At 40.7% G+C, this 26,142-nt stretch carries 25 protein-coding genes; 13 read left to right on the top strand and 12 right to left on the bottom strand.

Annotated elements, in window-relative coordinates; all coding sequences use genetic code 11:
* Positions 1-357: 357 nt before the first annotated feature.
* Together ASG14_RS13310 and ASG14_RS13305 are read right to left on the bottom strand one after the other, a co-directional pair.
* Positions 358-1,437: a sensor histidine kinase gene (locus ASG14_RS13310; protein WP_082491557.1), complete on the bottom strand. Its 1,080-nt coding sequence runs from the start codon at positions 1,435-1,437 to the stop codon at positions 358-360.
* Positions 1,438-1,672: 235 nt separating this feature from the next.
* Positions 1,673-2,053: a LytTR family DNA-binding domain-containing protein gene (locus ASG14_RS13305; RefSeq protein WP_056871529.1), complete on the bottom strand. Its 381-nt coding sequence runs from the start codon at positions 2,051-2,053 to the stop codon at positions 1,673-1,675.
* 71 nt (positions 2,054-2,124) lie between these two features.
* Between ASG14_RS13305 and ASG14_RS13300 the strand changes: the two genes are divergently transcribed.
* Genes ASG14_RS13300 through ASG14_RS13290 form a run of 3 tightly spaced genes read left to right on the top strand, consistent with a single transcriptional unit; the run spans position 2,125 to position 7,855 of the window.
* Positions 2,125-2,499 carry a FecR domain-containing protein gene (locus ASG14_RS13300; protein ID WP_056871528.1) on the top strand — a complete coding sequence of 125 codons (375 nt, stop codon included), beginning with the start codon at positions 2,125-2,127 and terminating at the stop codon, positions 2,497-2,499.
* On the top strand, positions 2,496-5,135 hold the full coding sequence (locus tag ASG14_RS13295) for an outer membrane beta-barrel protein (RefSeq protein WP_056871527.1): 2,640 nt from the start codon (positions 2,496-2,498) through the stop codon (positions 5,133-5,135). Before ASG14_RS13300 ends, ASG14_RS13295 begins: the two co-directional genes overlap by 4 nt.
* 20 nt (positions 5,136-5,155) lie before the next feature.
* Entirely contained in the window at positions 5,156-7,855 is a 2,700-nt protein-coding gene (locus tag ASG14_RS13290; RefSeq protein ID WP_082491555.1) for an outer membrane beta-barrel protein, read from the top strand.
* Between the two features lie 433 nt (positions 7,856-8,288).
* Here the strand turns inward: ASG14_RS13290 and ASG14_RS13285 are convergent, their stop codons facing one another.
* On the bottom strand, positions 8,289-8,876 hold the full coding sequence (locus ASG14_RS13285) for a Crp/Fnr family transcriptional regulator (protein WP_056871525.1): 588 nt from the start codon (positions 8,874-8,876) through the stop codon (positions 8,289-8,291).
* A gap of 130 nt (positions 8,877-9,006) precedes the next feature.
* On the opposite strand from ASG14_RS13285, the gene ASG14_RS13280 reads away from it, so the two are divergent.
* Positions 9,007-10,074 (top strand): SDR family oxidoreductase, encoded by a 1,068-nt coding sequence (locus ASG14_RS13280; protein WP_056871524.1) that lies wholly within the window; start codon positions 9,007-9,009, stop codon positions 10,072-10,074.
* 311 nt (positions 10,075-10,385) lie between these two features.
* Here ASG14_RS13280 and ASG14_RS13275 read toward each other — a convergent pair whose 3' ends face one another.
* The 3 genes from ASG14_RS13275 to ASG14_RS13265 all read right to left on the bottom strand — a co-directional run bounded on the left by ASG14_RS13275 (position 10,386) and on the right by ASG14_RS13265 (position 11,960).
* Positions 10,386-10,844: an RES family NAD+ phosphorylase gene (locus tag ASG14_RS13275; protein ID WP_056871523.1), complete on the bottom strand. Its 459-nt coding sequence runs from the start codon at positions 10,842-10,844 to the stop codon at positions 10,386-10,388.
* On the bottom strand, positions 10,845-11,222 hold the full coding sequence (locus tag ASG14_RS13270) for an antitoxin Xre/MbcA/ParS toxin-binding domain-containing protein (protein WP_255352801.1): 378 nt from the start codon (positions 11,220-11,222) through the stop codon (positions 10,845-10,847).
* A gap of 270 nt (positions 11,223-11,492) precedes the next feature.
* Complete coding sequence (locus tag ASG14_RS13265; protein ID WP_056871521.1) at positions 11,493-11,960, bottom strand: Lrp/AsnC family transcriptional regulator; 468 nt, start codon at positions 11,958-11,960, stop codon at positions 11,493-11,495.
* Between the two features lie 291 nt (positions 11,961-12,251).
* Between ASG14_RS13265 and ASG14_RS13260 the strand changes: the two genes are divergently transcribed.
* Entirely contained in the window at positions 12,252-13,295 is a 1,044-nt protein-coding gene (locus tag ASG14_RS13260; protein ID WP_056871520.1) for a hypothetical protein, read from the top strand.
* A gap of 360 nt (positions 13,296-13,655) precedes the next feature.
* Here the strand turns inward: ASG14_RS13260 and ASG14_RS13255 are convergent, their stop codons facing one another.
* Both ASG14_RS13255 and ASG14_RS13250 read right to left on the bottom strand, forming a co-directional pair.
* Positions 13,656-14,621 carry an SMP-30/gluconolactonase/LRE family protein gene (locus tag ASG14_RS13255; RefSeq protein ID WP_200940340.1) on the bottom strand — a complete coding sequence of 322 codons (966 nt, stop codon included), beginning with the start codon at positions 14,619-14,621 and terminating at the stop codon, positions 13,656-13,658.
* Entirely contained in the window at positions 14,618-15,817 is a 1,200-nt protein-coding gene (locus tag ASG14_RS13250) for a sorbosone dehydrogenase family protein (RefSeq protein ID WP_056871782.1), read from the bottom strand. The genes ASG14_RS13255 and ASG14_RS13250 overlap by 4 nt, the downstream gene beginning before the upstream one ends.
* A gap of 252 nt (positions 15,818-16,069) precedes the next feature.
* Between ASG14_RS13250 and ASG14_RS13245 the strand changes: the two genes are divergently transcribed.
* Together ASG14_RS13245 and ASG14_RS13240 are read left to right on the top strand one after the other, a co-directional pair.
* The gene (locus tag ASG14_RS13245; RefSeq protein ID WP_056871518.1) at positions 16,070-16,408 is read left to right on the top strand and encodes a DUF3140 domain-containing protein; all 339 of its coding nucleotides are present in this window, start codon (positions 16,070-16,072) and stop codon (positions 16,406-16,408) included.
* Positions 16,409-16,465: 57 nt separating this feature from the next.
* Complete coding sequence (locus tag ASG14_RS13240; RefSeq protein ID WP_056871517.1) at positions 16,466-17,125, top strand: flavodoxin family protein; 660 nt, start codon at positions 16,466-16,468, stop codon at positions 17,123-17,125.
* Positions 17,126-17,165: 40 nt separating this feature from the next.
* On the opposite strand, the gene ASG14_RS13235 is transcribed toward ASG14_RS13240, so the two are convergent.
* The 3 genes from ASG14_RS13235 to ASG14_RS13225 all read right to left on the bottom strand — a co-directional run bounded on the left by ASG14_RS13235 (position 17,166) and on the right by ASG14_RS13225 (position 18,599).
* The gene (locus tag ASG14_RS13235) at positions 17,166-17,867 is read right to left on the bottom strand and encodes a DUF2490 domain-containing protein (protein ID WP_082491551.1); all 702 of its coding nucleotides are present in this window, start codon (positions 17,865-17,867) and stop codon (positions 17,166-17,168) included.
* Between the two features lie 275 nt (positions 17,868-18,142).
* The gene (locus ASG14_RS13230) at positions 18,143-18,352 is read right to left on the bottom strand and encodes a hypothetical protein (RefSeq protein ID WP_056871515.1); all 210 of its coding nucleotides are present in this window, start codon (positions 18,350-18,352) and stop codon (positions 18,143-18,145) included.
* 58 nt (positions 18,353-18,410) lie between these two features.
* Complete coding sequence (locus ASG14_RS13225) at positions 18,411-18,599, bottom strand: hypothetical protein (RefSeq protein ID WP_056871514.1); 189 nt, start codon at positions 18,597-18,599, stop codon at positions 18,411-18,413.
* 736 nt (positions 18,600-19,335) lie between these two features.
* On the opposite strand from ASG14_RS13225, the gene ASG14_RS13220 reads away from it, so the two are divergent.
* Together ASG14_RS13220 and ASG14_RS13215 are read left to right on the top strand one after the other, a co-directional pair.
* Positions 19,336-19,695 carry a hypothetical protein gene (locus ASG14_RS13220; RefSeq protein ID WP_056871513.1) on the top strand — a complete coding sequence of 120 codons (360 nt, stop codon included), beginning with the start codon at positions 19,336-19,338 and terminating at the stop codon, positions 19,693-19,695.
* A gap of 367 nt (positions 19,696-20,062) precedes the next feature.
* A complete protein-coding gene (locus tag ASG14_RS13215) occupies positions 20,063-20,272 on the top strand; it encodes a hypothetical protein (RefSeq protein WP_056871512.1) in 210 nt (69 codons plus the stop codon).
* Between the two features lie 1,341 nt (positions 20,273-21,613).
* On the opposite strand, the gene ASG14_RS13210 is transcribed toward ASG14_RS13215, so the two are convergent.
* The gene (locus tag ASG14_RS13210) at positions 21,614-22,183 is read right to left on the bottom strand and encodes a GDSL-type esterase/lipase family protein (RefSeq protein WP_056871511.1); all 570 of its coding nucleotides are present in this window, start codon (positions 22,181-22,183) and stop codon (positions 21,614-21,616) included.
* 521 nt (positions 22,184-22,704) lie between these two features.
* On the opposite strand from ASG14_RS13210, the gene ASG14_RS13205 reads away from it, so the two are divergent.
* The 4 genes from ASG14_RS13205 to ASG14_RS13190 all read left to right on the top strand — a co-directional run bounded on the left by ASG14_RS13205 (position 22,705) and on the right by ASG14_RS13190 (position 26,068).
* Positions 22,705-23,187, top strand: a complete 483-nt coding sequence (locus ASG14_RS13205; RefSeq protein WP_056871510.1) for a DUF4385 domain-containing protein — start codon at positions 22,705-22,707, stop codon at positions 23,185-23,187.
* A 652-nt stretch (positions 23,188-23,839) separates the two neighbouring features.
* Complete coding sequence (locus ASG14_RS13200; RefSeq protein ID WP_162238739.1) at positions 23,840-24,799, top strand: toprim domain-containing protein; 960 nt, start codon at positions 23,840-23,842, stop codon at positions 24,797-24,799.
* Between the two features lie 38 nt (positions 24,800-24,837).
* Positions 24,838-25,203, top strand: coding sequence for a hypothetical protein (locus tag ASG14_RS13195; RefSeq protein ID WP_157274927.1), 366 nt, complete (start codon positions 24,838-24,840; stop codon positions 25,201-25,203).
* Between the two features lie 4 nt (positions 25,204-25,207).
* Complete coding sequence (locus tag ASG14_RS13190) at positions 25,208-26,068, top strand: type IV secretory system conjugative DNA transfer family protein (RefSeq protein WP_082491549.1); 861 nt, start codon at positions 25,208-25,210, stop codon at positions 26,066-26,068.
* The last annotated feature ends 74 nt before the right edge of the window (positions 26,069-26,142 follow it).

Below are 26,142 nucleotides of genomic sequence, written 5' to 3'. Positions count from 1 at the left end.
CAGCAGTTATACGTAACTACTGGCGAAAGGAGTGGTCCCGACGAGACTCGAACCTTGTCATTGATATTTATGAATGTTCATCAAAACGGATTAAAGGCTCGGCCAAAGTCAACGTATGCGATTCACAAGTTTCTGACAAAATCGGATAAACGCTTATCGAGTCTTATCGGGCTATGGATTATTTTATACTCATTTAAAGGTGGAGTTGAGCGCATACAAATTTAACTGTTCCGAGATTGCGATTGCCATCAATCTTAATTTGACGTGATTGAACAATACTAGATATAAAGCTCATACTCAAACGACAAATGGAACCAGTGTTTAAATTGATGATTTCTTCTTGGGTTGATTGATAATTTAACTGTTGAGCTTTACATTGATGCTCACAACAAAGTATTCATTCTGCATGCCGTATTTCAAGCTAGCCTTGTCCCCGTAAGCAATCATCAAACGTTGTTTTATATTGGAGAGACCGGTGTTTTGGCTTGGGATAAGTTTTGACCTGCCAGGGATATTTTTTGAGTTGATGGATAATATTTCCTTAAATACGTAAATGCTCAACACTGCTTGGTGCTCAGGATCATGAATGATGCCATGTTTAAAGATGTTTTCTACCATCGTGATTAGAACTAATGGGATGAACATTGTTTTTTTTACGTTTGGACCAATCTCAAGTGTAAACGAAAGTGTTTCATCAGAGCGACTTTGATGTAATTCTATTAATTTATATATCTGTTCTATTTCTTCTTTAAGTGGAACCGTTTCTGACCGAAATTCACAATTGATGCTGTAACGCATCACCTCTGAGAGTGACATAATTGCCTCAGCGGCTCTCGGTGCAGATTGGATTGTGTCTGTATAGATGAAGTTTAAGGTATTAAACAGTAAGTGTGGATTGATTTGGGCTTTCAGGTATGAATTTCGCGCGTGAGCGAGTTGAACTTGGGTGTCCCTTTCAGCAATGAGACTTTCCCACCTTTTTTTTTCTGCGATTTCTCGTCTTTTGACTTGTTCAAGGTGTAAAATAAAAAGGTAATGAAATCCTGCAAAGCCCATGATTGGTAACGCCCGCCACAATACCCCAAGCACGTAACTCGGTTTTAATCTCACTTTTTCCTGGTTGTAAACGGTGATGTGTCCGAAAAAATTCGAGTCGATGTAATAATTGATCATCAAATAGCCCACAAAAGTGAGAATGAGCATTAAGGGAAGTTTCCAAAGCCAGGAAATCTCACTAGTAAAAGCTATCGGGTAAATTTTCAAAGAACAGAAATAAAATAGAAGGATATTTATGGTGTAATGTGTAGCATAACTCACCGGTCTGCCAAATTTCCCCGTTGCCCATCCAACGATGAAAATCTCTGAAAACATATATAATACCCAGGCTAGGAAATGAATTCTGTATCGGTAAAGAAGTTTTAAAGTAAGCCTCATCATATAATTTTTATCTTTCGTCCCTTAAGTGGAATTCTTTTTTAATCCGTACTTTCGCGCTTGTAAACCATGCTAGTTTAATTGTAATTATTATGCAAAACCAATACACGAAGCTGAAGAAAAAAACAGTTTTTATCTTCAGAGCAGTCAAAGACCGAAATCCCACAAGTACTGATCCGACCACAAGTAGTCTTACCATTACTGTCACCAGTACCGGTGCTCATTAGATTATGACCTTCTAAATCCGGCCGGTTAGAAATGTTCTATCTTCTAAAAACTTCAATAGTTCTGCTTTGTACGCATTTCCCATCTGTACCTGTACGCCTTCGCCAAGGTTTATTGTATTACCAACTATTTTCTGAATTTTTGTGACGTTAATAACGTGTGAGCGGTGAACTCTGCAAAAAAGATCTTTCCTAAATATTTTTTCAATTTCCTTTAAGGTTAGATATACCAGCGTTCCTTTTTCACTGGTAACCATATTCACATAATTTCTGGCGCTTTCAAAGTATAATATTTCCTGCTTATTAACCCTGCTGAGTTTACCCCTTTCACCTGTTTTGAAAAAAGCAATGTCGCTTCCAGGATGTGAACATTTATCAAGTTCATTTTCGATCACAGAGATGACAGTCTGTGTAAACGTGGCTAATTTGATTGGTTTTATGAGATATCGGTTTGCCCTACCATCAAATGCATGACAGACTAAACAAAGACAACAGCTTGTTATTACGACCCAATCAAAAAATTGTTTACAATACACAGCAAAATGATGAAAGAAACAGTCTGCATCTTAAACTGGTAAATCAAGTTCTACTTTTAAGCGAAACCAACTGGATTGCGGATACCCTGGTATTCAGAAAAGAAAAACTTAAGGATCTGGCCCTTAAAATGGAGATAAAGTACGATGTAAAAATTGATATCCAAAGCGAAGCATTAAAGGAAAAGCGCTTTAGCGGGATATTTATAAACGAGACCATTGAACAGGCAATAACTTCGCTTAAGTTGTCCTACCCGCTGAACTGTACAATCAATAAAAGGTTGGTTGTGATTAAGGAGCAGCAATGAGAAAAGCGATAATGCTTCTTGCGCTGATATGGATAGCAGGTACCGGCATTTCAGCTCAGGAAAGAAAATTGAACTTGACATTACGTCAGCAACCGATTAAAGAGCTCTTTAAACAAATCGAAAAGCATTGCGGTTATGGTTTTATTTACAGTGATGAAGTTGTAAAAGATACGATGCTGGTGTCCCTGAAGGTAAAAGACATGGCTGTTTCCAGCGTACTTGGAATGGTTCTTAGCGATCATAAATTGGTTTTTAATCTGATTTCCGAAAAACTGATTGCAGTTGGTCATCAAGGTGATCTGATCAAAAGCGGTGAAGTTTTAAGGCCCGCAATCTTTGGAACAGTAAAAGAGAAAAATGGAATAGCCATTCCTTTTGTATCCATAACTTTGCTCGCCTCAGCTGATATTATTGAAAAAACATTGAGTGATGATAATGGCCAGTACCAGCTTAATGCGACTCTTCAATCGGGACATTGTTATCGGCTACTCGTGAGCGCCGTCGGTTATAAGTCACTCGAAATTTCCTTTACCCTCGCAGATAAAGCTAAATTACAGCACCTGGTGATGTCTGAAGCTGCACAAACCTTGCAAACCGTTACTGTGGTCAATACTAAGCCACTCATCGAAAGAAAAACTGACCGGTACATCGTGAATGTGGAGAACGGTTCATTAGCTCAAGGGTTATCAGCATTCGAGGTATTACAAAAATCCCCTGGAATTTGGGTAAACCAGGATGGCAGCATCAGGATTAAGGGAAATCAGTCAGTAATGGTGATGATCAACGACATCGTTCAACGCATGTCGCAGGATGATTTAGTAGAATACCTGAAGTCACTCAGGTCTGAAGACATCAGTAAAATCGAAGTGATATATAACCCGCCGGCAGAATTCGAGGCCGCAGGAACAGGAGGAATCGTTTATATTGTGCTTAAGAAAGCCCGAAAAGATGGTCTGAACGGATCCCTGAATGCAAGGTATCAAAAACAGGGCAAAGGGTCGCTGATAAGTGGTGGAAGTTCCCTGGCTTACAAGATAAAAAGGCTTTATCTATCCGCTAATGGCGCCTACACGAATGATACAAATTTTTCTTATGGTGAAGAAACCTTCTCCTACCCCGATGCCAGCATCTTTAGCAATACGACAGTTCGCAGCAACAAAATTTCGAGATATCAATATCGTTTCAGTGCGGCCTACGACATTTCGATAAATCAATCGCTGGCGATACAAAATACAGGTTCAGAAAACCAGCCTTCGCAACTGTTTTTAACTGATATCATCTACCGGAATATCACGAGCAGACCGGGTTACGCACGTGCAGATTGGGATAGGGCAATTAACTTCAATAGCACCACAGTTAACTATATCTGGAAGCTAGACAGCCTCGGTTCTTCCTTAAAGGTGATTGGAGACTATTCCAGAAACGCTAAAGATGAGCAGAACCAGCTTTTGACAACTTACAGTTCCCCGGCAAGCAGTATGCAGTCCAGAACCATGACGCCCAGCAGCACAGGAATTTATGCCGGCCAAATTGATTATACCAAGAACTGGAAAAATAAACTTGAACTCAGAGGTGGGATAAAATACAGTGCGATTCACAGAGACAATGAAAGCATTAGCGAAAACTTCAACCAAGGCCTGTGGATAAATAACGCGTTAATCAGTAATCAGTTTCTTTATAAAGAGCAGCTGGGCATGCTCTATACAACGCTTGAAAAAACGATTGGCCCAAATAGTCTTAAGATCGGACTAAGGGCTGAGCAAACCCTTTCTAACGGAATTTCAGTTACGTCGGGTGATGCTTTTAAAAGAAAATATCTGAGCCTGTTTCCTTCAGTATATTTGATGAGATTGCTGAATGAGGGTAAAGGTTCATCGCTTTTTTTCAACTACTCCAGAAGGCTTCAGCGGCCATCTTTTAATGACCTTAACCCTTACCGGCTGCAAGTTCACGACTATATGATTTTAACCGGAAATCCTGACTTATTGCCACAGTATTCGCATAACTTTCAGGTGGGTTATAATTTTTTGAGCCATTACAATTTTGATTTATATTATTCTTCAACCTCGAATCTGATTGCTTTGCTGGCAAACACAATTGCTAATAACGTTGTCGAATACAAATCATTTAATTTTAAAGCAGGTAAGGAATACGGGCTGAATATAAATGCCTCACCGCAAATTTCAAATGCCTGGAAGAGCAGCTATAGCCTTTCCCTTTACCGGGCTTCAACTTCCGCAAATGATATAGGCAATACAAAAACTACCTTGGCGGTAAAATCTATGCAGACCATAAGTTTAAAAAAAGTACCGACGCTGGATGTCATCGCGGAGTATAAATCCCCATCGGTTTCCGGTAATACCAGGCTCGGACATATGTTCTATCTTGATCTGATGCTTTCACAAAAAATACTTAAAGATAAAGCTACCTTGCGAGTTTATCTCTCCGATGTATTCAATACAGTCCGGGAGACGGAATTTTCGGTTAACAACGGCACGGTAATCGATTTTTATCAAAAGCGACAAACCCGGAACATCAGTCTGTCCTTCAGTTATAACTTCAGCCTCGGCAGCAAGTTTAATCAGAACAACATTGAGCAAAGCAATAAGGAAGAAAACAAAAGGATGGGTAACTAATAATATTAAGCGCACTGGATATGACTGCTAGAAAATATCAACATACACTAATTACGCTTGCATTATTTGTCGTTATGAATTTACCGGCAAATGCGCAGCAAGTCACATTAAAGCTAGAGAGAAGGCCTGTTATAGAACTGTTCAAACAAATACAGATTCAAACCGGCTACTCCATCGTATACAGTAATGAGATTTTTTCAGATTCGATGTTGGTATCAATAGATGCAAATAGGATAAATGTCAATAAATTGCTGGATACCGTCCTTGCTTCCAAAAATCTGTTTTCTCAAACACTTTCACAGTCCTTGATCGTGATTAGAAGCAGGGAGATGGGGCAGCAAAAATTTCAATCCAATCAAGTGATCATCTCAGGCAAAGTTATGAGGGCCGGTGAACATGGAGTTCCATTTGTAACAGTTTCTCTTCTGAATAACGGAAGGCTCGTAAGTGGAACCATTGCGGATGAAAATGGATATTTCAAATTTGGCTATCCCTTGAAAACAAATACTGGTTTTACGCTGAAGCTGACTTCCCTGGGATATGAAGACCTGATTTTAAAATTCCCGGCGGATAAGTATCCTTTGGCGATACAAGATTTTGGAAAGATCAGACTTGAATCTCAATCTAAAAATCTACAATCGGTACAGGTCAATGGAAATCAAAGGGTCATTGAAATGAATGATGGAAATCTTGTTTTTAATGTTTCTAAAAGCATCAGCGCACAAGGCACAAATGCACTTGAACTACTAGCCCGCGCTCCAGGTGTTAGCGTTTCCAGTGATAATTCCATCTCGCTCAATGGTAAAGCGGGGGCCTCTGTCTTAATTGATGGGAAGATGACTTATTTATCCAACCGGGAAGTTGCAGAACTGCTTAAAACAATGTCGTCTTCTAACATTAGATCGATTGAAATCATCAATAGCCCTGGAGCCAAATACGATGCGGCAGGTTCGGCTGGAATTATCAATGTGAGGACTTTGAAATCTACTGTAGACGGATTAAACATTAGCATGACTACAGGAATAAACTATGGCGTATATTTCAGAAACAGTCAGGATTTCTCTGTCAATTACAGAAAGAACAGGTTTAATCTGTATGGCTCGTACAGTCATTTTTTGGGTTATTATTCTTACATATACGGGGGAGACCGGGTTCAGGAGGGCAAATTTTTTAACAGTTTCACAGACGACATCGATAAAAGAAATAAAATCGGATCGAGGGTTGGTGCAGATTTTATTATCAATAAAAAAAGTACAGTAGGCATTTTATTGAATGGCAATTTTCTTTTTGGCGGAGGAATAACCGATACTAAAACCGATATTGGCCTTGCCTCGACCAAGGTCGTGGAGCAGACCTTGACTGCAGTAAACGACTACTATGCTCAGGGAACCCAGCGTTACAATCTAAATGCGAATTATAAATATGAAGATACGCTGGGCAGAATCCTGAACATTGATGCCGACTATGGAACTTTCACCAAAAGGGCAGGAAACCTTCAGTCGAACAGGTACACGCTGATTGACAACACCGTAATAAGTGACAATCTATACCGCTCTTTAAATGGGATTGATATTAATCTGGGCGCCATAAAACTTGACTATACCACTAACCTTTGGAAAGGAAAACTGGAGACAGGGGTAAAATATTCAGCCGTAACATCAGCAAACGACTCCAGGTTTCTGGAAGTTCAGCAGGCAGCTGAAATACTGGATCCCACCCGGTCAAATAGATTTTCATACAGCGAAAACATCAGCAGCGGATATTTTAATTATAAAAAACAGGTAGGAAAATGGCAGCTCCAAGGCGGATTGCGCGTAGAACATTCGGCCTCTACAGGTAAACTGGAAGAGATATCTACTATTGCGGGAAATCAGCAGCGCATTGACCGGAACTATACCAATCTTTTTCCATTCTTTTCAGCGGGCGTGACGGCCTCCCCTTCGAATAGTTTATCTTTTAGTTATTCTAAAAGAATAGACCGGCCGGCCTATCAAAATCTGAATCCTTTTATCTATTTATTGGATGAACTCTCTTTTTGGCAGGGAAATCCATTCTTGAAACCCCAGATTAGCCATCGGGGCGTAATACAGTATGTACATAAGAGTACCATTATGGGCTTAAGCTACACGTATACGAATGATTTCAGCGTGGAAGTAACTGATACCATCGGGCCATCGAAAATTGTGATGATACCACGAAATCTGGGCAGTCAACAGCATCTCGCACTAACGCTGACTCAGTCGTTAAAGCCTGCAAGTTGGTGGGACATCACCTTTAACGGAACGCTTTTCAGGCTATGTAATAAAGTTAACTTTGGCAACGGACGAAATCTTGACCTCAAGCAAAATGCTGCAAGAATAAGTCTTCAGCAAACCTTTCAACTCCCGAAAGGTTTCGTTGCAGAACTCATGGGATTTTATAATTCCAGACGACTCATCGGAGCGAACCAGTTTTTTGAACCCAACAGCCAGATAGACCTAGGGCTTCAGCGAAGCTTCCTGCAAAAGAATGGCACTCTAAGAATTGTCTATAGTGACACTTTCAAAGGAAGCCAGGCTGATTCCTTTCAAAGTGTAGGGGATTTTACGATTCGGAACTACAGCTATTTCGAAACAAGGCAACTGAAACTGAGTTTTAGCTACAAATTTTCAACTGGAAACTCCAAAGGCCCAAGAGCAAGAACCTCTGCTTTAGAAAATGAAAGCGGGCGCATTAAATAAAGATTCGCTTCAGGCAATCCCGAAATAAAATTTTTCAAATTACCGGTTTTAAATTAGCTCATCTCATCTTCTCCGGGATTATCATCAGATTATGGCCCAAGATGATATTGAAAAGTTTCATGTGCGGAATGCAGAGAAACTTCATTCTAACGCTGAGAAGCATTCTAGAACTGCCAGTAGATTGTTTTGCTAAGAAAAGGGGCATGAAGCCTCTTTCTTCCAATATTTCCAGGGGCGCTGCGCTCATAACCCGAGTTAATCCTAGCGCATACTATTTCTGGTGCGCTGGCTTACGACAGATCTAACGCGTCTTTGTGATTCTGCAAATAGACTCCACGCTGGAAGGGTTTTCGATATTAATCCGTTTGATTCATATCGCATGGCGATGGAAGATTAATTAAATAATTTCTGGGGCTTTCAATAAGTGGTAGTCTTATTGTCTTTTTGATATTTTATGTTTTATCCTACTCAGCGTTTCAGGTGCTATGCCTAGATAGGAAGCGATGAAGTTTTGCGGGATTCGGTCGATTATCTGCTGATTTGATTCAACGAATTCAAGATATCTTTCACTCGCTGGATAAGTAACGGAATTTCGAAGTCTGCGTTCCTTGGTTACAATACTATTCTGATATAAAATTCTGAAATACCTGTCCATTTTGGGTACCCGGAGGGTCAGCGCTTCATAGTTTTCACGGGAAATTAACAGCAAGCTGGCATCTTCTATGGCGTCAATATAGGATACGGATGCAATGCCGGTTAAAAAGCTGCTAAAATCAGATAACCACCAGCCTTCCCAGCCAAACAGGCTAATGTGTTCGATTCCTTTTTCATCGATATGGTAAGTTTTCAGTAAACCACTACACACAAATGCCATGTGCCTGCAAACTTCACTCTCGCTTAACAGATACTGTTTTTTTAACAAAAATTTCGGCGTAAAATGTCGATAGATGTCTTCTCTTTCTTGATCGGTAAGCGATACTTTTTGCTCAATGTGTCTAAATAAAACCTCAAAACCGTTCATGGACTTCGTCTGTATAATTTGTAAATCATTTTGCCAGTGAAAATGAATTTACCTTTTTTGCTCCCTTGACATACATCAAGTGTATTTAATTGTCGGAGCGATAAATTTGCACAAATAAAATAATAATAATATGAAAAGAATAGCATTAGTTGTTGGAGCAAGCGGTATCACGGGAGGAAATCTGGCAGAAAAGCTAATCGAACAGGGGTGGAAAACCTATGGCCTGTCCAGAAATCCGGACCGGGCAAATCCCGGACTCATACCTGTTGCGGCAGACCTGCTCGATGTCGAAAGTTTACAAGCCGGCCTTGACGACATTATGCCAACCCATGTTTTTATTACAACCTGGATGCGCAACGATACGGAGCGTGAAAATGTGCGGGTGAATGCCTTGATGGTTAAAAACCTGCTGAGTGTGCTCTCTGCGAAAAAAACAGTGAAACATGTAGCTTTGGTAACCGGACTCAAACATTATCTTGGCCCATTTGAAGCTTATGCAAAAGAAGGTTTTCTTCCTGAAACCCCATTGAGAGAGGAACACCCGCGGCTTAATGTAGAAAATTTTTATTACGCTCAGGAAGATGAGCTTTACGCAGGAGCAGCAAGAGATGGTTATACCTGGAGTGTGCACCGGCCACATACAGTTATTGGCAAGGCTGTTGGCAACGCAATGAATATGGGAACCACACTTGCCGCTTACGCCACTATCTGTAAGGAAACCGGCAGGGCCTTTAGCTGGCCTGGTTCTAAAGCACAATGGGAGGGAGTATCGGATGTAACAGATGCAAGGATTTTGGCAGCCCATTTAATTTGGGCTTCGACCACAGATGCAGCAAAAAATCAGGCCTACAACGTGGTAAACGGAGACGTATTTCGTTGGAACCGGCTTTGGAAGAAAATTGCCGATTATTTCGAGATTGTAAGTGTTGGTTTTAACAATGAAATAAATCCACTGGAAGTTCAAATGGTTGATGATTCAGTGCAATGGACGGCAATTGCCAGCAAATACGATCTGATAGAAGCCAATCTGGGTCGTTTGGCCTCAGCCTGGCACACGGATTTGGATTTGGGCAGGCCGATAGAAGTGATGACGAGCATGTCCAAAAGTAGAAAACTTGGTTTTTTGGATTATCAGGATACAGAAGAAACGTTTTTTAGTCTGTTTAATGCCTTGCGTGAAGCGAGATTGATTCCATAAAGAAAAGATATGCTTAGCAAGGACAGATGAACCTCGATAAGCCGTAGCCATAAAAACTCTTGAATGTATCTATAAGGTATTTTGTATTCACCGGCACGAATTTAAAATAAGGCTTTAATCGTGGCGTTGACAAATTTGGAGACATTTAATCACTCCACCTGGAATTTAGCCCGAAAGTATTTTTTTTGGTTGTGTATATGTAAACTAAGGCAGTGGATAACCAGTTTATTCGCAGGATGAAATATCCGTATATTTAGGTCTTAATGATTATTTTTTATTTTGCGTATAAAGTAGACTGTAATAAAATAGATTTAGATTAGACGTCGGTCAACAGGTATTTTAATTACATCAATTATGTTAACAAGATCATGATATCCGGGGAATAGAGGATCCAAAAGTATATTATACTCCGATCGATTGACTGCCGACTTAACCTTAATTCCCAGTAATTTATGTTTGGAAAATAGTTGATCTCCTAATATTTTACATGCTAAATTATCGGTATCGAGCCAGTCTTTTTGATAGTCAGAGTCGGGAATTAGATATATCAAATCTTCGTTGGTAATTCTAATTTCCATAATATATAAATCCTCTGGAATTTCCTCCATATCAAAATGCACAAGGTTTTCCAAAAATGCCAAGGATGAGTTTTCGGAGCTGTAAAGTACATAAGTTCCTTTATCATTCCATCGTCCACCTGCTCGGAAGGCCCCGATTCCGGACAAGTATTTAATCCTTTTTTCGGATTTTACAATTCTGTAGACATGCATCTATGAGTAGACACCTTCCTCTATGCGTGTCAAGACATCTTCGACCATACCTATTCCTGTTGGTGTGGAAAAAAGAGATAAGGGGGTTTCGCCGTGAAGTGCATTGTTGGGTTTAGAAAGCCATCTTTGAACTTTTTCCTTATCGTCAAATACTTGATAAGTATGCTCCAAAACCCTTGCGACTTCGATGACAAGGGATGATGTTCTTGTATCAAATTTATCGTCAGCTTGTTTTCTTTCTAGCGTTTTTATTGATAAATTCAATATATCTTCCACAAATTTTCTTTTGGACATTCCTGTAAAACTGATTACTGATTCCGCCGAAGCCTTACTTATGCCCGCCTTTGAGAGTAAGATAAGGTCGTAATAATTTTTTATCGGAATAGCTAGCGATAATGCCCCACCCAGTAGGTCACTTATCCTTGGCTTGTATGTTTTTTTTCGTGAATCAAATTCATGTTACGACATTTTTATTAAAATTAGGTTTTTTTATCGCAAAATACAGCTTTTAAATTGTTAATAATATTGAATTTTATTGATTGGCTTATTTCGTTCGTTTTTTGAGACTAAGTCTATGCTTTAGATTTTTGGTCTATCATTTATATCTTTATGGCAGCTGTAGAGTAATTGATCACTATTTATCATATCCTAAACAAGATAAGCTGTTTCTCTTTTACTTTGGGATAAAACCATAAAACTTTGAATTTTGCCGACAAGGGGGTTGGGTGAAATATGCTCAGTTAAAAAATCGTTATACGCAAACATATCATTTATTACAATTTTTAGCATAAAATCAAAATTTCCAGTAATGTGATAACACTCCATAACCTCTGCATGCAAAGCCATTTCTGCCTTGAAGCTTGCAATTGAATCCTGCCCATGATTCCTCAGTTGTACAAGTGGAAAGGCAGTGAAAATGCTTCTGAGTTTTTCAACATCAACAAGTACAACACACCTGTCAATAAAGCCATCTTTTTTTAGATTTTTAATGCGCTCAACAATATTAGATTTGCTTCGCTTGAGTATTGATGCTAATTCTTTGTAGGTCGTCTCGCCGTCCTTTTGTATTATGTTTAAAATACCACTATCAATTTCGTCTAATTTATATGCTGACATTGCTAAGGAAAGGTTAATATTTGGTTGCGCAAAGGTATTTAAAATTTGAGATTTTCCTGAGCTTTACTTAAGCTTTTATTTGGTTAACCGATTGATAGTGTAATATTTACAATTACCTCGTGTTCAGGATTTTTAGCAGGAAATTAAATTTCTAATCTCCTGCGGATTGATACCATCGGCAGTATTTAATTAGGGGTACTGCCGGTTTAAAAGTATTTTAGACCAATTTTTTAACGAGGGTTCCGACAGGAAATTATCATTCTGAAATTTGCTCCTGAAATCAGTAGATATATGGAGATGCAAAAACAAATTAGCAAGCTGCAACATTGTAATAATTGTGAAAAAGGAAATGATATTCCGCTCTCAGACAGCGTTATTCTGACCTGCGCATGTGGAGGGGAATTCAAGGCCGGAATCCACAGCCTTCAGGTTTTGCTTCGTGAAATCCTGCACGTTCCTTTGAACTTCCATGTGTTGCTCGTCGACAGCCGCAAGTCAGCTCACAGGAGCATTTTCTCAATACTGAATTTCTCAAAAGACATCAAGGGGGGATTTTTGGAAACAGGTAATAGGTCTTCTGCAACAATCAGCCAGGCGAGGAAAATTTTTGATGTCGAAGTCATTGGTTCCTCCAGAGAATCTGCTTTTTCATATATTCCTCAATGTGACTGGATACCATTCGATATTTCTTTTCTGCACATAACCTCCACCGAAGATCTACAGGCTAACAGGATTCCAAAATTCCCAAAGGTTTCCCTGCCGGTTATATGTGACCGCTCCGCTGACTTATTCACTAACTTTATTTCATTCGATAAATTTGATTTGATTTATGCCCATGGCGGTGAAGGGATTATCCCTGAAAACCTGTCCATTGTACTCATCAGGGACTCCCTCCAGGCCACCACTCCTTCTTCAATCTTCAATAGCCCGATTGGTACGGAGGATAGCGGCTGCTCAGAGACAAAATTTGAAGATTTAGCTTCGCTAACCCGTAGCCTTCATGGACTTAAACAGAATGGTGGCGTGAGGGCAAATGCATCACGCCTGTACGCGCTGTCAAAATCCCTGTATCTGGAAATCGAAAGAAACAGACAATTTCAGGCTGTTATCAATCCGAGAGATCGCTCAATGCAGGCGATCAGATTTTATGTTACTAGGCCGGAAAATGAATTGCTTTTTGGATTGTTGCTGGACAAAAGGAATTTAAACATTCTTCAACGCTCGCCACATGGGGACTTTCTGATTTTACTTAACCAGTGCAAAGAAGAAGAAATCCTCGGACTGCTCGAAACAATGCAGGAATTTGAGCGAAAGCCTGAAGTTCAAAGCTTATAGCATTAATGATATGGAACCAAAACAAACTTTAGCAGTTCTCCTGCTCATCCTTTACGTGCTTTCGTATTCACTAGATAAAATCGTTTTGTATCGCCAAAGGAAGCAAAGGGAAAAAGGTGGGGATGGTAAATGGTTGTAGCACACTGCGGGTTGCGAAAAAGAACTTGATTTGAAAGTTAAATAGTTTAGTTAATATCAAGTTCGGCCGGTGGATGCCGGCCGTTTTGATGAACTTGATAACGCTTACCTAAAAGCCAAAATGTTGGGGTTTGTCGACTGTGTCAACGCTGTAGCTTTAGTACTTTGTACAGCACTAAGATCGTCGATGATTAAGCGTTTATTATTACTGAAACTTCAGGGTTATTCAACTGGACTGAAAACAGCAAGCTGCAGCGAAAATTCCTTGCTTGGAACCATAGCCGGATTTAACAATTCATTCAACTTGGAGTTAAGTACCCAAATCCGGTTGGCGTCTGCAACTGCAGTAGAAGGCTGTGCAAAACGATCTTCACCAGAGGTTGCCGCTTTCACCGTCGCGGTCTGCCAGTCATCGGTGCTGGCTATCCGGAATATTTTATTTACGCCTTTATTCTGAACCAGAATGAGTTCGCCTTGATCGAACAGTAGCCCGTCTGCGCCGGGAAAGAGGTTTTTGATTGCAACTTTTGAGATTTTTTTTGGATCAGCGAGGTCTACCTTGAGTATCGACCCGTTGCTGTTATTGACTGTTATCAGGTAACCGGCAGTATGGTAGGCAATACCGTTGAGGCCTATGTCACCGGACTTAAACAATTCACTTTCTGCAAACACACTGGCTTCACCCTTCGCGTCAATCTTATAAATCACCGGCGAATAAGAATCCGTAATATAAAGGTTTCCTGAATTGTCCATAGTCAAATCATTAATGAAGTGATTGCCAGGATAAAGTTCAGCAAGGTTGACGTCCATTGTCTTTTTTTTCGTTACAAGGCTTACGGCGATTAGCCTCCCCATTTTTTTTAGGGTTGCTGCTGAACTGAATTCACTATAGCTCGGATTTGGGTCACTCAGGCAAATCAACAGCCGTTTTGCACTTGCATCTACCTTCATTCCAAAGCTGGAAATCAAATCTTTATCTTTATAGAATTCCTTGTAGTTACCAGATTGGTCTAAAGTTCCAATTGCCCCGGTCTTTACCGAACTGAGGTAAAAAGTTTTGTTCGCCTTATCAAACGCAACGCCTTCAGGATAGAGCAGCGGAGTTTTGAAGGTAATTCTTGGTGTTTGGGCCAGAACCTTAGTGATAGCACCAAGGAGAAAAAAAGCAATAAATAGTCTTTTCATCATTTTATATTTTTTGTTTTTACCGAATAAATAACCCCGCTCTCGTCATCAGAAATATATACAGTTCCAAGATTAGAAACCGCCAGTCCTGCAGGCCTGCCAAATCGCGTTTTGCCATCGGTACTCAAAAAACCCGAGAAAAAATCTTCGACACCGGTCGGCTTACCGTTCTCAAAAATAATACGTTGCACTTTATAACCTTCGGGGTTTTTACGGTTCCACGAGCCATGCCAGCATACCAGGGCATCGTCCTGAAAATCTTTTGGAAAGTTTTTCGCTGCGGGTAAGAATTTAAAGTCAATCGGTGCTGAATGTGCAGGAAATTCCATTACCGATGGCTCTGTACTTTTAGCATATGCCGCTTTTGTGGTACCGATAGGATCTTCCCGGGTTTCATCAACGACCTGTTTAGCAAAAACCCTTGGCCACCCGTAATCCTTATCCTGGCTAATTCTGTTAAGTTCTTCGGGCGGAAATTCATCACTTCGCCAGTCTGTACCGTTATCAATGCCCCAGATTTCCTTTGTGCTTGGTTGCCAGTCGAAGCCGATAGTGTTACGCAGGCCGCGGGCATAAATTTTACGGGATTTGAAATCAGGTGAAACCTGCAACAGTGTCGCATGTTCGGCATTCGTCTCGGCGCAGTCATTACAGCTGCTTCCTACGCTTATGTAAAGCAAATTATCAGGACCAAAGGCAATGACACGGTTATCGTGCTGGCTTCCTTCGGGTAAATCCTTAATCAATGTGGTAGTATCGCTTAAACTGCCGTCTGCATTGATGCGGCCTCTTTTCAAATCGGTGGAAGAGCATAAATACAGGAAGCCATCATGGATGGTGATCCCATGTACGCCTAAAAACTGCGACCACACCGTTTTAAGGCTTTCCATTCGGCCATCGCCGTCCATATCCTGTAAAAGTAGCACATCACCAACGTCTCTTCGTGTAACATAAAGACCACCGGAGTTATTTACAGCCATCATCCTTGGCTTCCCAAGTCCTTCCGCTACCGCGCTAACATCAAAACCCGCAGGAACTTTTAACCGGGAAACTAGTTTTTCATTAAAATCTTCATGGGCAGGATAAAAGGTGTTTACGCTAACGGTTGTGGGAACTTTTGCAGGCAGGCCTTTTTGAGCATGCACCAGATTCAGGCTGAAGAGTAATGCTATACCGCCAACCAGGAGCTTTTTTTTCATAGAGTTTATTAAAGCCAACACCATCGAAGGAAAAAAAGTTTGAAAAAATATTGTTCAGCAGCCGGGAACTTTTAGCAACACACACTCCCATAATTCATCGTCCTCTACAAATGCCTAAAATCTATCAGTCGGCTGTCATGCTTTAGTTGTGTTAATAAAACAGCTCTGTAACAGAAAATACCAAACCATTAAAAATCGTTGGTGTTTCCTTATCGTACTTATTATCACCATTGGCGCATATTTTATTAATATATGGACGAAGAACAGATGAAGCAGGTTTATACCGATTTCAAACAAAACGTGAACATGAGCCCCTCAGAACTGGAACTTTGGCTTGATACAAAGGAGTCGAAATCGGTGGGATGGGATAGTGGCGATGGTGAATCTATCGGGCACAAATCTGGAAAGAAAATCATAGAGATAAAGCATAAGAAGAAAGAACAGCTTAGCCCAGGCGATTACAAGCACATGCAGAAGGTTGTAGGTTATATAAAAAGACACTTGGCTCAGCGGCCAGATGGTAACTTAAATGAAACCGACTGGAATTACTCGCTAAAGAACTGGGGGCACGATTTTAAAAAAGAGAAATAAGATCTACCCATTAGGGAGAAAGCTCAAAGCAGATAAACTATCAACACAATAGAGGTCATGAAAGCACTAATCATTAACTGTACGCTTAAACGCAGTCAAGATTTTTCAAATACCGGAGCGCTGGCGAACCGGGCCTTGGAAATTTTCAAGGAACAAAACGTAGAAACCGAAATCATTCGTTTAAATGATTATAATATAAAGACCGGAAATTCTTCTGATGAAGGTGGGGGCGATGAATGGCCATTGATTCTGGAGAAAATTAAAAAATGCCAGATTTTTATCATTGCTGCCCCCATTTGGATGGGACATCTTGCTTCAAACGCCCAAAAAGTAATTGAGCGTTTAGACGCAATTTTTCGGGACAAAAGCCTAAGTGATGAGACTAACGGGCAATACATGCCATACGGGAAGGTCGGAGGCTGTTTAATTACCGGAAATGAAGACGGCGCCCATAGCTGTGCGGCTCAGGTGCTTTGGGCCTTACAGGAGGTGGGATTTACGATACCGCCAAATGTCAACGCGTATTGGGTTGGCAAAGCTGGCGGCGAAAAGGATTATGTGGAAGCCGGCGGCGAACGCTATCTGTACACAAACCGAACCTTAAGGTACATGGTTGCTAATTTAAGCTGGTTTGCAAATTTGTTATTAAACAACCCAATTGCTACCAATTTATTGGAGGAAGGGAGGAAAGCCGAAAGCGAAAGTGATAAAGCTTAGTAAATCCTGCCCAATTTTTAAATCGTGCCGGTATAAGTTTTTAAAATTTGGTCGAGAGCATGAGTTGAAATACATTGGTTTTGGAATTACGTTCCATTTCTTTTTGGTACCAAAACATATAACTAAAATCCACATCCAGATTTTTACTGAAACGGAATCCTAATCCAGAACTGACGCGGTTCTGGTCGAAAATGTTATTGTTTACCTTTTCCTTGTGCTGCACGTTCATAAAGATTTCATTTTGAATTTTGGCATAAAATCCTTTGCTAAAACTCGTGTCGGCAATCAGTGGTACTTGCAGACTTAAAAACAGGCGTGCCCTTTGAGAGAAATCCACTAGCTTATCCTCGCGGATAAAACGCTGCTCAAGCCGAAACCTGGCGTCAATTTCTGCATTGCCCCATGCTGAATTTAAGAGGTATTGTTCATATATCCGGTGCTCCGGGGAGAAGGTTGGAACATCATTTTCAAAATTCCAGTCTGCTTTATACGCATAACCTAGCGCAACAGAATGCTTTTTTGAAAGATTGTAGCTAAAAGCTCCCCTCAAAAGCAAGGTATTTACATAGTCAAACCGATCTGCTGAGCGAATCTGAATATCGTAAATAAAGTCGAGTTTTTCGCTTATTTGTTTACTGTTACTCAAGAAAAACCATCCGGCGTTTTCAGGCCGCTGTGCTCTTAAACTCCCCATGGAGCAAAAACACAGCATCATCATTAAGAATATGACCTTAATTGACATAAATTTTTGATATTGGATAGCGACTATCTAATCAACACTGAAACTGGGTTAAAGGTTCTTGCTCCGGTTAGCAATTTTAGCCTCAGGACTCTAGTCTCAAATGGTCTTAATGAGCCTCCATGATTCTACATGTATTGGTTTATTATCCTTTACAATAAGTATATGCTCATCACTCCAGCTTGATTACCGATATATAGCATATCACAGTTATGGAAATAATATTCGTGGTATAAATATTCAGGAAATATCTCTAAAGTACAATTGAGAAGGTAATGTCATAACTGAAGTTCTATAAATACACCATCAGGGCTTTCCGGCTCGAAAACAGTGATAACTTTATTGGAAACCAGCTGTTTCAAAACGAGCGTTAGGTCGTCCGGCGCCAGACCACAATCTTTTGATATTTGATTAAGGCTGAATAATGCCCTTGTAGAATCTTTTAATTCCTCAGTTAGGTATAGCCTCACTCTTTCCGTGTCATTCATATCGCGATATACTTAATTCAATAATATTGTGCTGAACCAAGGTATTACAATAACAGTCTTAGGCGATTTTTCGAACTTTAACAGCCTTAGTCTCGAGATAGTCATGTTTGATCTCAAAACTCACAGCATTATAGGTGTAGAGTTTTCCAACCGTTTCCCGCAATTCAAATTTGATGACCATGTTACCGTATTTGATGAACCCATTTCCAGATACCCTGTTCAGTATCGTAATAACCCCGTGTTCCATATCTTAACTACATCATTGATTGTCAATTGTTTTAGAAATAAAATAGCAGTGAAACATCTATATCTTCACCGAGGTTTTATTAAACTTTTCCGTATGCACCATATTAGCTCAAGAAAGTGAGATGAAAAACAATAAAAAAAGCAGATGCAACCAATTGCACCTGCTTTAAACGCCTAAAACCAAACTAAGAATCCTAAGTTAGTATCTTTCAGGTTTGAAAAGCAATAGAACAGTTATCATTATTGATACATAAGCCATTAAGAGTTGAGTTACTGGAAAGCAAGGTTTCCCTCTGAAGCCAGCTTCTTAGCTTATGTGCTGATATGTATCAGGTAATCATATAAGTAGTTTCGAAATCATTTCAAAGAGAATATTTCTAAAATCACCGGTGCTATTTAAACGCATATTCCGTAAGATGATGAGGGTGCGAAAACAGATATATTCTGCCCAAAAACTACTTTACATTTGCCCTGCATCAACCTGGTATCCGGATGCAACGTTTTAATATTTTTTAATTTGAAAAAGCATGATTACAATACAACAGATGCATCCTGTTAATGTACGCGTGCCTGCGCCTTACCACTAGATTTTCGTCAATGAAAAGAGCTCGAAACACAAACGGAAGAATTTTTGAGAATAAATCTATTGTTACCGAGCCGCAGAATATTAATGTCGACTATCGCCTAACGATTTTGCAGCACTTGATTATTAATGTATATTAGCTATAAATCATCATATGGGAAAATCTGGACAACTTTTAGAAGACAGCTTACTGATTATCTGGAATAATAGAGATTCGGCCGAAAGGCTTAAGGCCATGGAGCAGATCTACCATCAGGACATCAGGTTCTTCGAAAATGATTCCGGTAACCCTATTGTTGGATTTGAAGCTATCAATAACCTTATCACCCGGCTGCAATCAGGATGGGCGCCTGAATTTGTTTTTGAATTGTCAAAACCCAGCCAAACTAATCATAATGTTCAAGTGGTGGCCTGGAGACTTGGCGCTCCCGCTGATATGGCAGTTGCAAGTGGAATGGACGTTGCTATCATAGAGCATGAGAAAATAAGAGCACTTCATCTATATCTCGATTAGTGAAGTGAAGGCTCAGGCTTAGCGTCTTGGTACAGTTCACTTAAAATAAGCTAATGCCTACGGGTAGCTTCCATCCTTCAAGTTGGTCCCGAAAAAGCGGATACATTTTGCTGCCAGCTTAAGGCGCGGGGAAAGATGTAGCAACCAGAAAAACTAGTTCGAAGACAGGAGTTTTTGTTTTTGTTCCCCGATAGACTTTTCTGCTGCAAAAGAATTAAGTCCTGTTCATGAATCAAGATATAGCTTACTGCAACAGTTTGTGACAGCCCTTCATTTGTCAGCGAATTTTAGCATCAATTTCTTATCATATGATAAGACGGCGTTTATTCAAACCGCGTTCCTTTATCTTTTGAATAAATGTTTTAAGATGAAGCGAAAAGGAAGAGTAACTCACCTGAACTTTTCTGACAGGAGCGGGCAGCTGCTTGATGAAAATGATCAGGATATAAGATTTCATTCTTATGGCGAAGAACTGTGCTTAGCTATTTTTGACGAGGTTGAGTTTGAAATAGAACTAACGGAGAAAGGTTTGCGTGCGGTCAGAATGACGGTAAAAGCCAATCATTTAAAACATTGAAAATTTTGTCGGTTTGACGCTTAATAGCGCACAGTTATCTTGACGGATTCCAGTGAAGACAGATAAGCAAATTGTTCGAAGCCGGAACAAGTCAGTCACGACCGAATTTCAGAGCGACATTTATAATTCGATTTAAATTATATTAGCCTGAGCGCAAGGCTAGCACCATCCTCAATCCAAAGACAGATCAATCAGGAAAGATTGATGGATTTTACGAACAACAGTGAGACATCCGCTATAACTGTCATCTATTTTTAACCCAAATTCACTTTGGTTTCCCCAGTCTGGGTATGGACTTCTGCTTTTACGCCTGACCATTCCATAAGAGAATAACTCATGAAGTCCGTAAAGATAATTTCTTGAAATCTTGCCAAAACACCATATTGTTAAACCGGTGCCTTAACTCCGAGGTCATTATTGCCGTTTTTCACTAGGCATAAACTAACAACTCATTAATTGGTGTTCTAAGAGATTAAATTACAGCTTGTTAAACCCCAAATTAATTAGGGTAGTACTAAAATCGGTTTAGTCCTAGGTTAGCAGTTTTTTATTGTAGCTTAATTCAGTCCAAAAATTCTTATCGCGCTGCATCATCGATAGTTTTAATTCAATGAAAGTGAAATAACTGATTTTCAGCTATTTCGATAAGGATCTTTGACATTTGGGAATGAAGCATTATTCCGCGAAGAGCGGAAAATCCTGCGAAGTGGAGATGACATATCAAAACGAAAACGCAGGGGCAGGCGACGGCCCGGTCTGTACAGACTGACGTGAGTAATTCCGTATTACCTTTTTACATGCATGGTTCTTCTGTGTTTTGCTAAAGGTGCGAGGGGGCCGAAAGGCCCTTTTTTTGTGCATTGATTTTTGGCTTTTTGTTTAAGTAATGCAAAATATAGAAGACTAAGTAAAATGTGTGCGATAGTATTTTCTCTTTACCGATATATGTATTTTGTTTTACAAAAAGCGTTTAGCCCGTTCGCATTTTTTTTGCCGGTCATCGGCAACTGATAAAAATAATGTCTAACTCTTTTTTATTCAGTGGATTAGAAAAACATTTTATAAGTGTTAATAGGTGCAACGGAAATCCGTTGAAGCTTGAAAGCCTAAGTGGAGGACATATCAAAACCAAGGTACTGATGGAATAAAGCCTGGTCATAAGACAGCGGAAATTCTTTAAAACCTGTTGGAGGTAATCGCATCCATTGATATCCATTAAAAATCTGGTTATATACTTAGTTATCGATATTCAGGACCATTTGGCTAACCAGAGGAGCCGACTTGTTTTCAATTATCGCAGTCAACAGGATTCTTTTGGCATTGAGCCTCTTATCACAAATATTAGCGGTTTTCGGATTTTAATATTTTGAGTAGGGCAGGCAAAATGTTGTCTGTGGCGAGCTGGTAGCCCGCGGCTAGCGGATGTACACCATCTGGCATATTCAGCGCCCGATTTCCGGCCACGCCACTTAAAAAAGACGGGACAAGTACAATTGAATTTGCTTTAGAGAGGTTTTGGAAAATACTTCCAAAGCCCGAACTAGGGCCGACATGTGCCCAGTAAGGCAGCTGCAGGCCTAAGAGTAGTATCGCTGACTGTGGATAGGCTTTTTTGACAGTAGTAATAATCGTTTGTAAATTAGACTCGACTTCCCTTACGCTATGGCCACGCAGGAAATCGTTCGCGCCAAGTTCGAGTACAAAAACAGCGATATCACCGACAAGTATGCTTGGGAGCCTGTCAATTGCTGTACGTGTCGTATCACCACTAATGCCCGCATTTGACACTTCAAAATCCATCCCTAAGTGTTTTAGCCTATGGCTGATTAAAGCAGGAATTGATTCCTTTCCAGGGTCCCTTAAGCCGTAACCAGCAGTCAGACTGTCCCCGAAAAAAACTATCTTTTTCATATAAACTAAACCACTGATCGATGGCAATAGTTTGTCTGAGTGGAGTCAATCTGATGGCGTGGACTGAAAAGTTATGGGATTTTCAAGTGGTTGCAGACAAGGTAAATCTTTACTGCTTGTTTCATCGATTATATGGAGGACAAGACAAATAACATCAAAGGATAAAAAGATATTGCACAAGCGCGCAGTTTAACGATGGCCTTGCATCTGCACGGATAGTATAGGTTTGTACGTTTAGGATCCGCAGGCCGGCCCGTGATACTTAATTCATTGCTGCTTATGGCGTAGATGCTGCTAGTCGTCAAGTTTTCTTCGCCAGCGCCAGAGACAAACTCGTAGCGTTTCATTTTTTTAAATTTTGCTGTTCGTTTTCATTTATGCTCGCTCAAAATAAAAATTCAATTAGCACACGCATCTGCTTTAGTATCGGTTATCAGAAATAGACAGTAATAAACATTATAGCTGTAGAAATGGTTAGATAATCAACCGACCTGTATATATTATTTTAAATTCTATAAAAATTGAACAAGCGCCCCAGCTATTTGAGTTTCGATAAATCATCCTACTTCTGGAAACCGGGTGTGGATTACCGCGCTCACCCTGAGCATTACCGGGTAGGGAAGGGTGAACAGGGGGTTCTGATTTGTGAGCCTTACAAAAGTGAGATTGGCATAAACTGGCGTTTCAAAACTAAAGCTATTGCGCTGGAAAGTGCTCAGAAAATCTTTGCGCAGTTTTTATCTTATCTGGATAAGGATGAATTTGTCGGCGCGGACATGGCGCGGAAGTACCTCCAGATGGGTTACACCCGGGCCCGGCGGTATGCGAACTACAGGGGCGGCCGAAAATATGACCCCGCTAAAGATTATGCACAATTCGAATTCGGTACCGGTGAAGAGGAAAAGGCAGAGGCGGCCAAAATCTTTCATGGTTTTTGGAAACAAGCAGAAGCAACTGAAAAGTATGCGGCATTGAAGAAAAGCTGGAAACAGAATAGAGGTTAAAATTAAAGCTGTCTATCCCGGGTCTTTAAATACCCAAATCCCACCCGTTACCTATCCACTACAACTTTTTGCGTATCTCACTTGGAAACTTCAACGATTGTTGCCTGTGCAGCAGCCTGATACGGCATTTCCGAATCGGCTTTTTGCAATCCGATATATGATAAATTGATATACCCGGCGTTCAGACAGATCTTTTACTCCGAGACATTTAAAGCGATTTCTTAGGCACGGGAATTAAAGGCTAAATATATTGCTGCTAAGCTATAGGCGAATTTGGTCTTATCTATTTTACTTTTACAGAACAGATTTCTTATTGGGCCGTACTCAGGCTAGAGTTTCATAAGGTCTGCAAAACATGGCATTTAGACCAGACATTTTTCTTCAGTTTAAGCGCTATTCATCCCTCATGGAAAGCGGTAGCAGCGACAGCGCGCAAATCGGCTGTTTTTTTACATCTATGAATGATGCACTATGGGGTGAAAGCAAAAAACGATCGTAAAGTTTAAATAACTTCAACAGGATGGGATGGCAGGCCTTTGAATGTCCAGTTGATAGATACCACCCTGAGTATTCCGAAACGCATAAGAACTGGTCATGCTTTGAAAAATGGGCCACTTTTTTTAACCCTGTTCTCGGTCAAATAATAAATTTTATGGAAAAGAAATATTACGATATTGCCCAGTTAAGAGCGCAGGTTTCAATAACCCAGTTTTTAACCGACCTCGGCTTTACTCCGGCGAAAAGGTCTGCCGGTGAAACATTTTATCATTCAATGATTCGTGAGGGCGATTTCACACCGTCGTTCTGCGTAAATGAAAAAATGGGTCTCTGGTTTGATCATGGCCTTGGCAAAGGCGGAAATCTTTTTGACCTTGCAATGGCCATGTGGCCGGAGCTCAGTTTTCAGGAAGTGCTCCACAAAATAGCAGGCAGATTAGCAGATGTCTCCATCTTATCAGGCAGTCTGAAGCCGCTTCCCGCTGAGAATAGCCCGGTAAAAGATTCCTGGCACAAGATTACTTCAATAACTGAGCTGGGAGGAAACAAGTCGCTAATGGAGTATCTTGATTTCAGGGGAATCAAGGACATAGCCAGAGATTATCTGAAAGAAGTTCGATACGAGGTAACCCTCAAGGAGGGTAAGCAGAAAACTTTCTGTGCTGCAGGGTGGCCAAATGAAAAGGGCGGCTGGGAAATTAGGAGCGCTTCTTTCAAAGGCTGTCTTGGGAAGAAAGGGATTAGCCTTATTGAAGGAGCCTCTTCCAAACTGAGTCTTTTTGAGGGATTTATGGACTTTCTGAGCTGGCGAAAGACTAATCCCTCGTATGCTGACACCGTTATCGTGCTCAATTCTGTGGTGAACCTGAAAGAGGTTTTACCCATCGCTGCACATTATGCTGCAGTTGACGTTTTCTTTGACAACGATGTTTCGGGAAAAAAGGCCAGCGCGGAACTCATCAGTGCAATCCCTTACGCGAGGGACCAGGCTACTGCTTATCTGGATTACAAGGATTATAATGAGAAATATATGTCGGAGCACCCGCGGCCCTGGAAAGAGCGGTCAGAGATACTTACTTCGCAACTTTATAAGCCTATCAGTGGCAAACGTTGAGTGGTAAGATAATATTAACGGAGTTAAACAGGGAAACCATGGATAAAAAAATCAACAGCCACTGCATCAGAATGTATTTTAATGATGAGGAATATGCCCTGCTTAGCGAACACGAAAAGGTGCTGGGTATCACCAAGCAGCAACTGGTCCGAAAGGTACTCTTGGACAAGGCTAAATCCACCATCATCAATGCAAGGGAACTGCTCGTGTTCTTCGATGATATAGGTAAGAAATTATCTGGTGCTAATGCGCTGATATACCAACACTTTTCCAATCGCGCCGGCACTGCTGTTATTGATGAAAAGATTGAAGAAAACTTTGAAGCCATAGTTAAAGACTATCTCAACGTTCAGAAAAGCCTCGAGCAAGCCATCCGGCTTCTTTTATCAAAGATGAAAACCTGAAAATATGTTTGCCCGTTTTCTACCTAAATCCAATGATTTTTCAGCAGTGCTTTATAACTTCGACAAAGTACATGACGGTGATGCCCTTTTGCTGGAAACTGCCAATTTCGGCTTCTGGGTGTTTTCGGGCGATGACTTCAACTTGAAGATCAGTGATGCAAAAAATCCTGCTACGCTGGTCCTTGCAAATGATCCTAATACCCAAAACATCAACTCCGCCTGCTATTCAGTCGTACTGAACCGGCTTACCAGGTTAATTAATACAAAAGGTAATCTGCCAAGTGCGCTCATCCTGGACGAACTACCCACCATATTCGTCCATCGGATTGAAAACCTGATAGCAACTGCCAGAAGTAATAAGGTCGCGGTACTCATGGGACTGCAGGAATTGCCTCAGTTTCAGCAGCAATATGGCAAGGAAGTATCGGGAACCATCACTTCGGTTGTTGGAAATGTACTGGCCGGCTCGGTGCGCAACAAGGAAACTTTGGACTGGCTCGAACGGCTTTTCGGAAAGGTCAAGCAGCAGGGAGAAAGCCTTTCTATTGACCGGGCCAAATTGTCCCTTTCGATAAATGAAAAGCTGGAGCCGCTAATACCGGCTGGAAAAATTGCTTCGCTGAAAGCCGGTGAACTCGTGGGTATGCTGGCGGGAGATGCGGTAGAAAGCTATACAGGAAAGTTTGAAACCTCGGCCATTCACTGCCGGGTGAATCAGGACATGAAAAAGCTAGCCCTGGAAGAAGCCGGCTATACCCCGCTACCCATATTTTACGACTTCGGCGGTAAAAAGCCGGAAATTCTGCTTAGAAATTTTAATAAAATTAATGCCGACGTGGCTGCAATCGCCGATAAATTTTCTTGAGCAATCAGATGACTTGCTCAGCCCTTTCTCGTCTAGTTGTTTATCGTGACGGAACGCACATCTGTTCAAAGATG

Source organism: Pedobacter sp. Leaf194 (genome assembly GCF_001423945.1).
Classification (GTDB): domain Bacteria; phylum Bacteroidota; class Bacteroidia; order Sphingobacteriales; family Sphingobacteriaceae; genus Pedobacter.
The sequence above is the reverse complement of the archived record's forward strand: the minus strand, read 5'-3'. Positions and strand labels throughout refer to the sequence as shown.

Coding starts and splice junctions, on each gene's coding strand:
- ASG14_RS13275 (WP_056871523.1), bottom strand. CDS start 10,844: ATGCATGTCTACAGAATTGTAAAATCCGAAAAAAGGATTAAATACTTG.
- ASG14_RS13255 (WP_200940340.1), bottom strand. CDS start 14,621: ATGATGAAAAGACTATTTATTGCTTTTTTTCTCCTTGGTGCTATCACT.
- ASG14_RS13310 (WP_082491557.1), bottom strand. CDS start 1,437: ATGATGAGGCTTACTTTAAAACTTCTTTACCGATACAGAATTCATTTC.
- ASG14_RS13240 (WP_056871517.1), top strand. CDS start 16,466: ATGAAAGCACTAATCATTAACTGTACGCTTAAACGCAGTCAAGATTTT.
- ASG14_RS13280 (WP_056871524.1), top strand. CDS start 9,007: ATGAAAAGAATAGCATTAGTTGTTGGAGCAAGCGGTATCACGGGAGGA.
- ASG14_RS13250 (WP_056871782.1), bottom strand. CDS start 15,817: ATGAAAAAAAAGCTCCTGGTTGGCGGTATAGCATTACTCTTCAGCCTG.
- ASG14_RS13200 (WP_162238739.1), top strand. CDS start 23,840: ATGGAAAAGAAATATTACGATATTGCCCAGTTAAGAGCGCAGGTTTCA.
- ASG14_RS13290 (WP_082491555.1), top strand. CDS start 5,156: ATGACTGCTAGAAAATATCAACATACACTAATTACGCTTGCATTATTT.
- ASG14_RS13225 (WP_056871514.1), bottom strand. CDS start 18,599: ATGGAACACGGGGTTATTACGATACTGAACAGGGTATCTGGAAATGGG.
- ASG14_RS13285 (WP_056871525.1), bottom strand. CDS start 8,876: ATGAACGGTTTTGAGGTTTTATTTAGACACATTGAGCAAAAAGTATCG.
- ASG14_RS13295 (WP_056871527.1), top strand. CDS start 2,496: ATGAGAAAAGCGATAATGCTTCTTGCGCTGATATGGATAGCAGGTACC.
- ASG14_RS13210 (WP_056871511.1), bottom strand. CDS start 22,183: ATGAAAAAGATAGTTTTTTTCGGGGACAGTCTGACTGCTGGTTACGGC.
- ASG14_RS13215 (WP_056871512.1), top strand. CDS start 20,063: ATGAAGCGAAAAGGAAGAGTAACTCACCTGAACTTTTCTGACAGGAGC.
- ASG14_RS13245 (WP_056871518.1), top strand. CDS start 16,070: ATGGACGAAGAACAGATGAAGCAGGTTTATACCGATTTCAAACAAAAC.
- ASG14_RS13300 (WP_056871528.1), top strand. CDS start 2,125: ATGCATGACAGACTAAACAAAGACAACAGCTTGTTATTACGACCCAAT.
- ASG14_RS13265 (WP_056871521.1), bottom strand. CDS start 11,960: ATGTCAGCATATAAATTAGACGAAATTGATAGTGGTATTTTAAACATA.
- ASG14_RS13235 (WP_082491551.1), bottom strand. CDS start 17,867: ATGTCAATTAAGGTCATATTCTTAATGATGATGCTGTGTTTTTGCTCC.
- ASG14_RS13260 (WP_056871520.1), top strand. CDS start 12,252: ATGGAGATGCAAAAACAAATTAGCAAGCTGCAACATTGTAATAATTGT.
- ASG14_RS13230 (WP_056871515.1), bottom strand. CDS start 18,352: ATGAATGACACGGAAAGAGTGAGGCTATACCTAACTGAGGAATTAAAA.
- ASG14_RS13220 (WP_056871513.1), top strand. CDS start 19,336: ATGGGAAAATCTGGACAACTTTTAGAAGACAGCTTACTGATTATCTGG.
- ASG14_RS13195 (WP_157274927.1), top strand. CDS start 24,838: ATGGATAAAAAAATCAACAGCCACTGCATCAGAATGTATTTTAATGAT.
- ASG14_RS13190 (WP_082491549.1), top strand. CDS start 25,208: ATGTTTGCCCGTTTTCTACCTAAATCCAATGATTTTTCAGCAGTGCTT.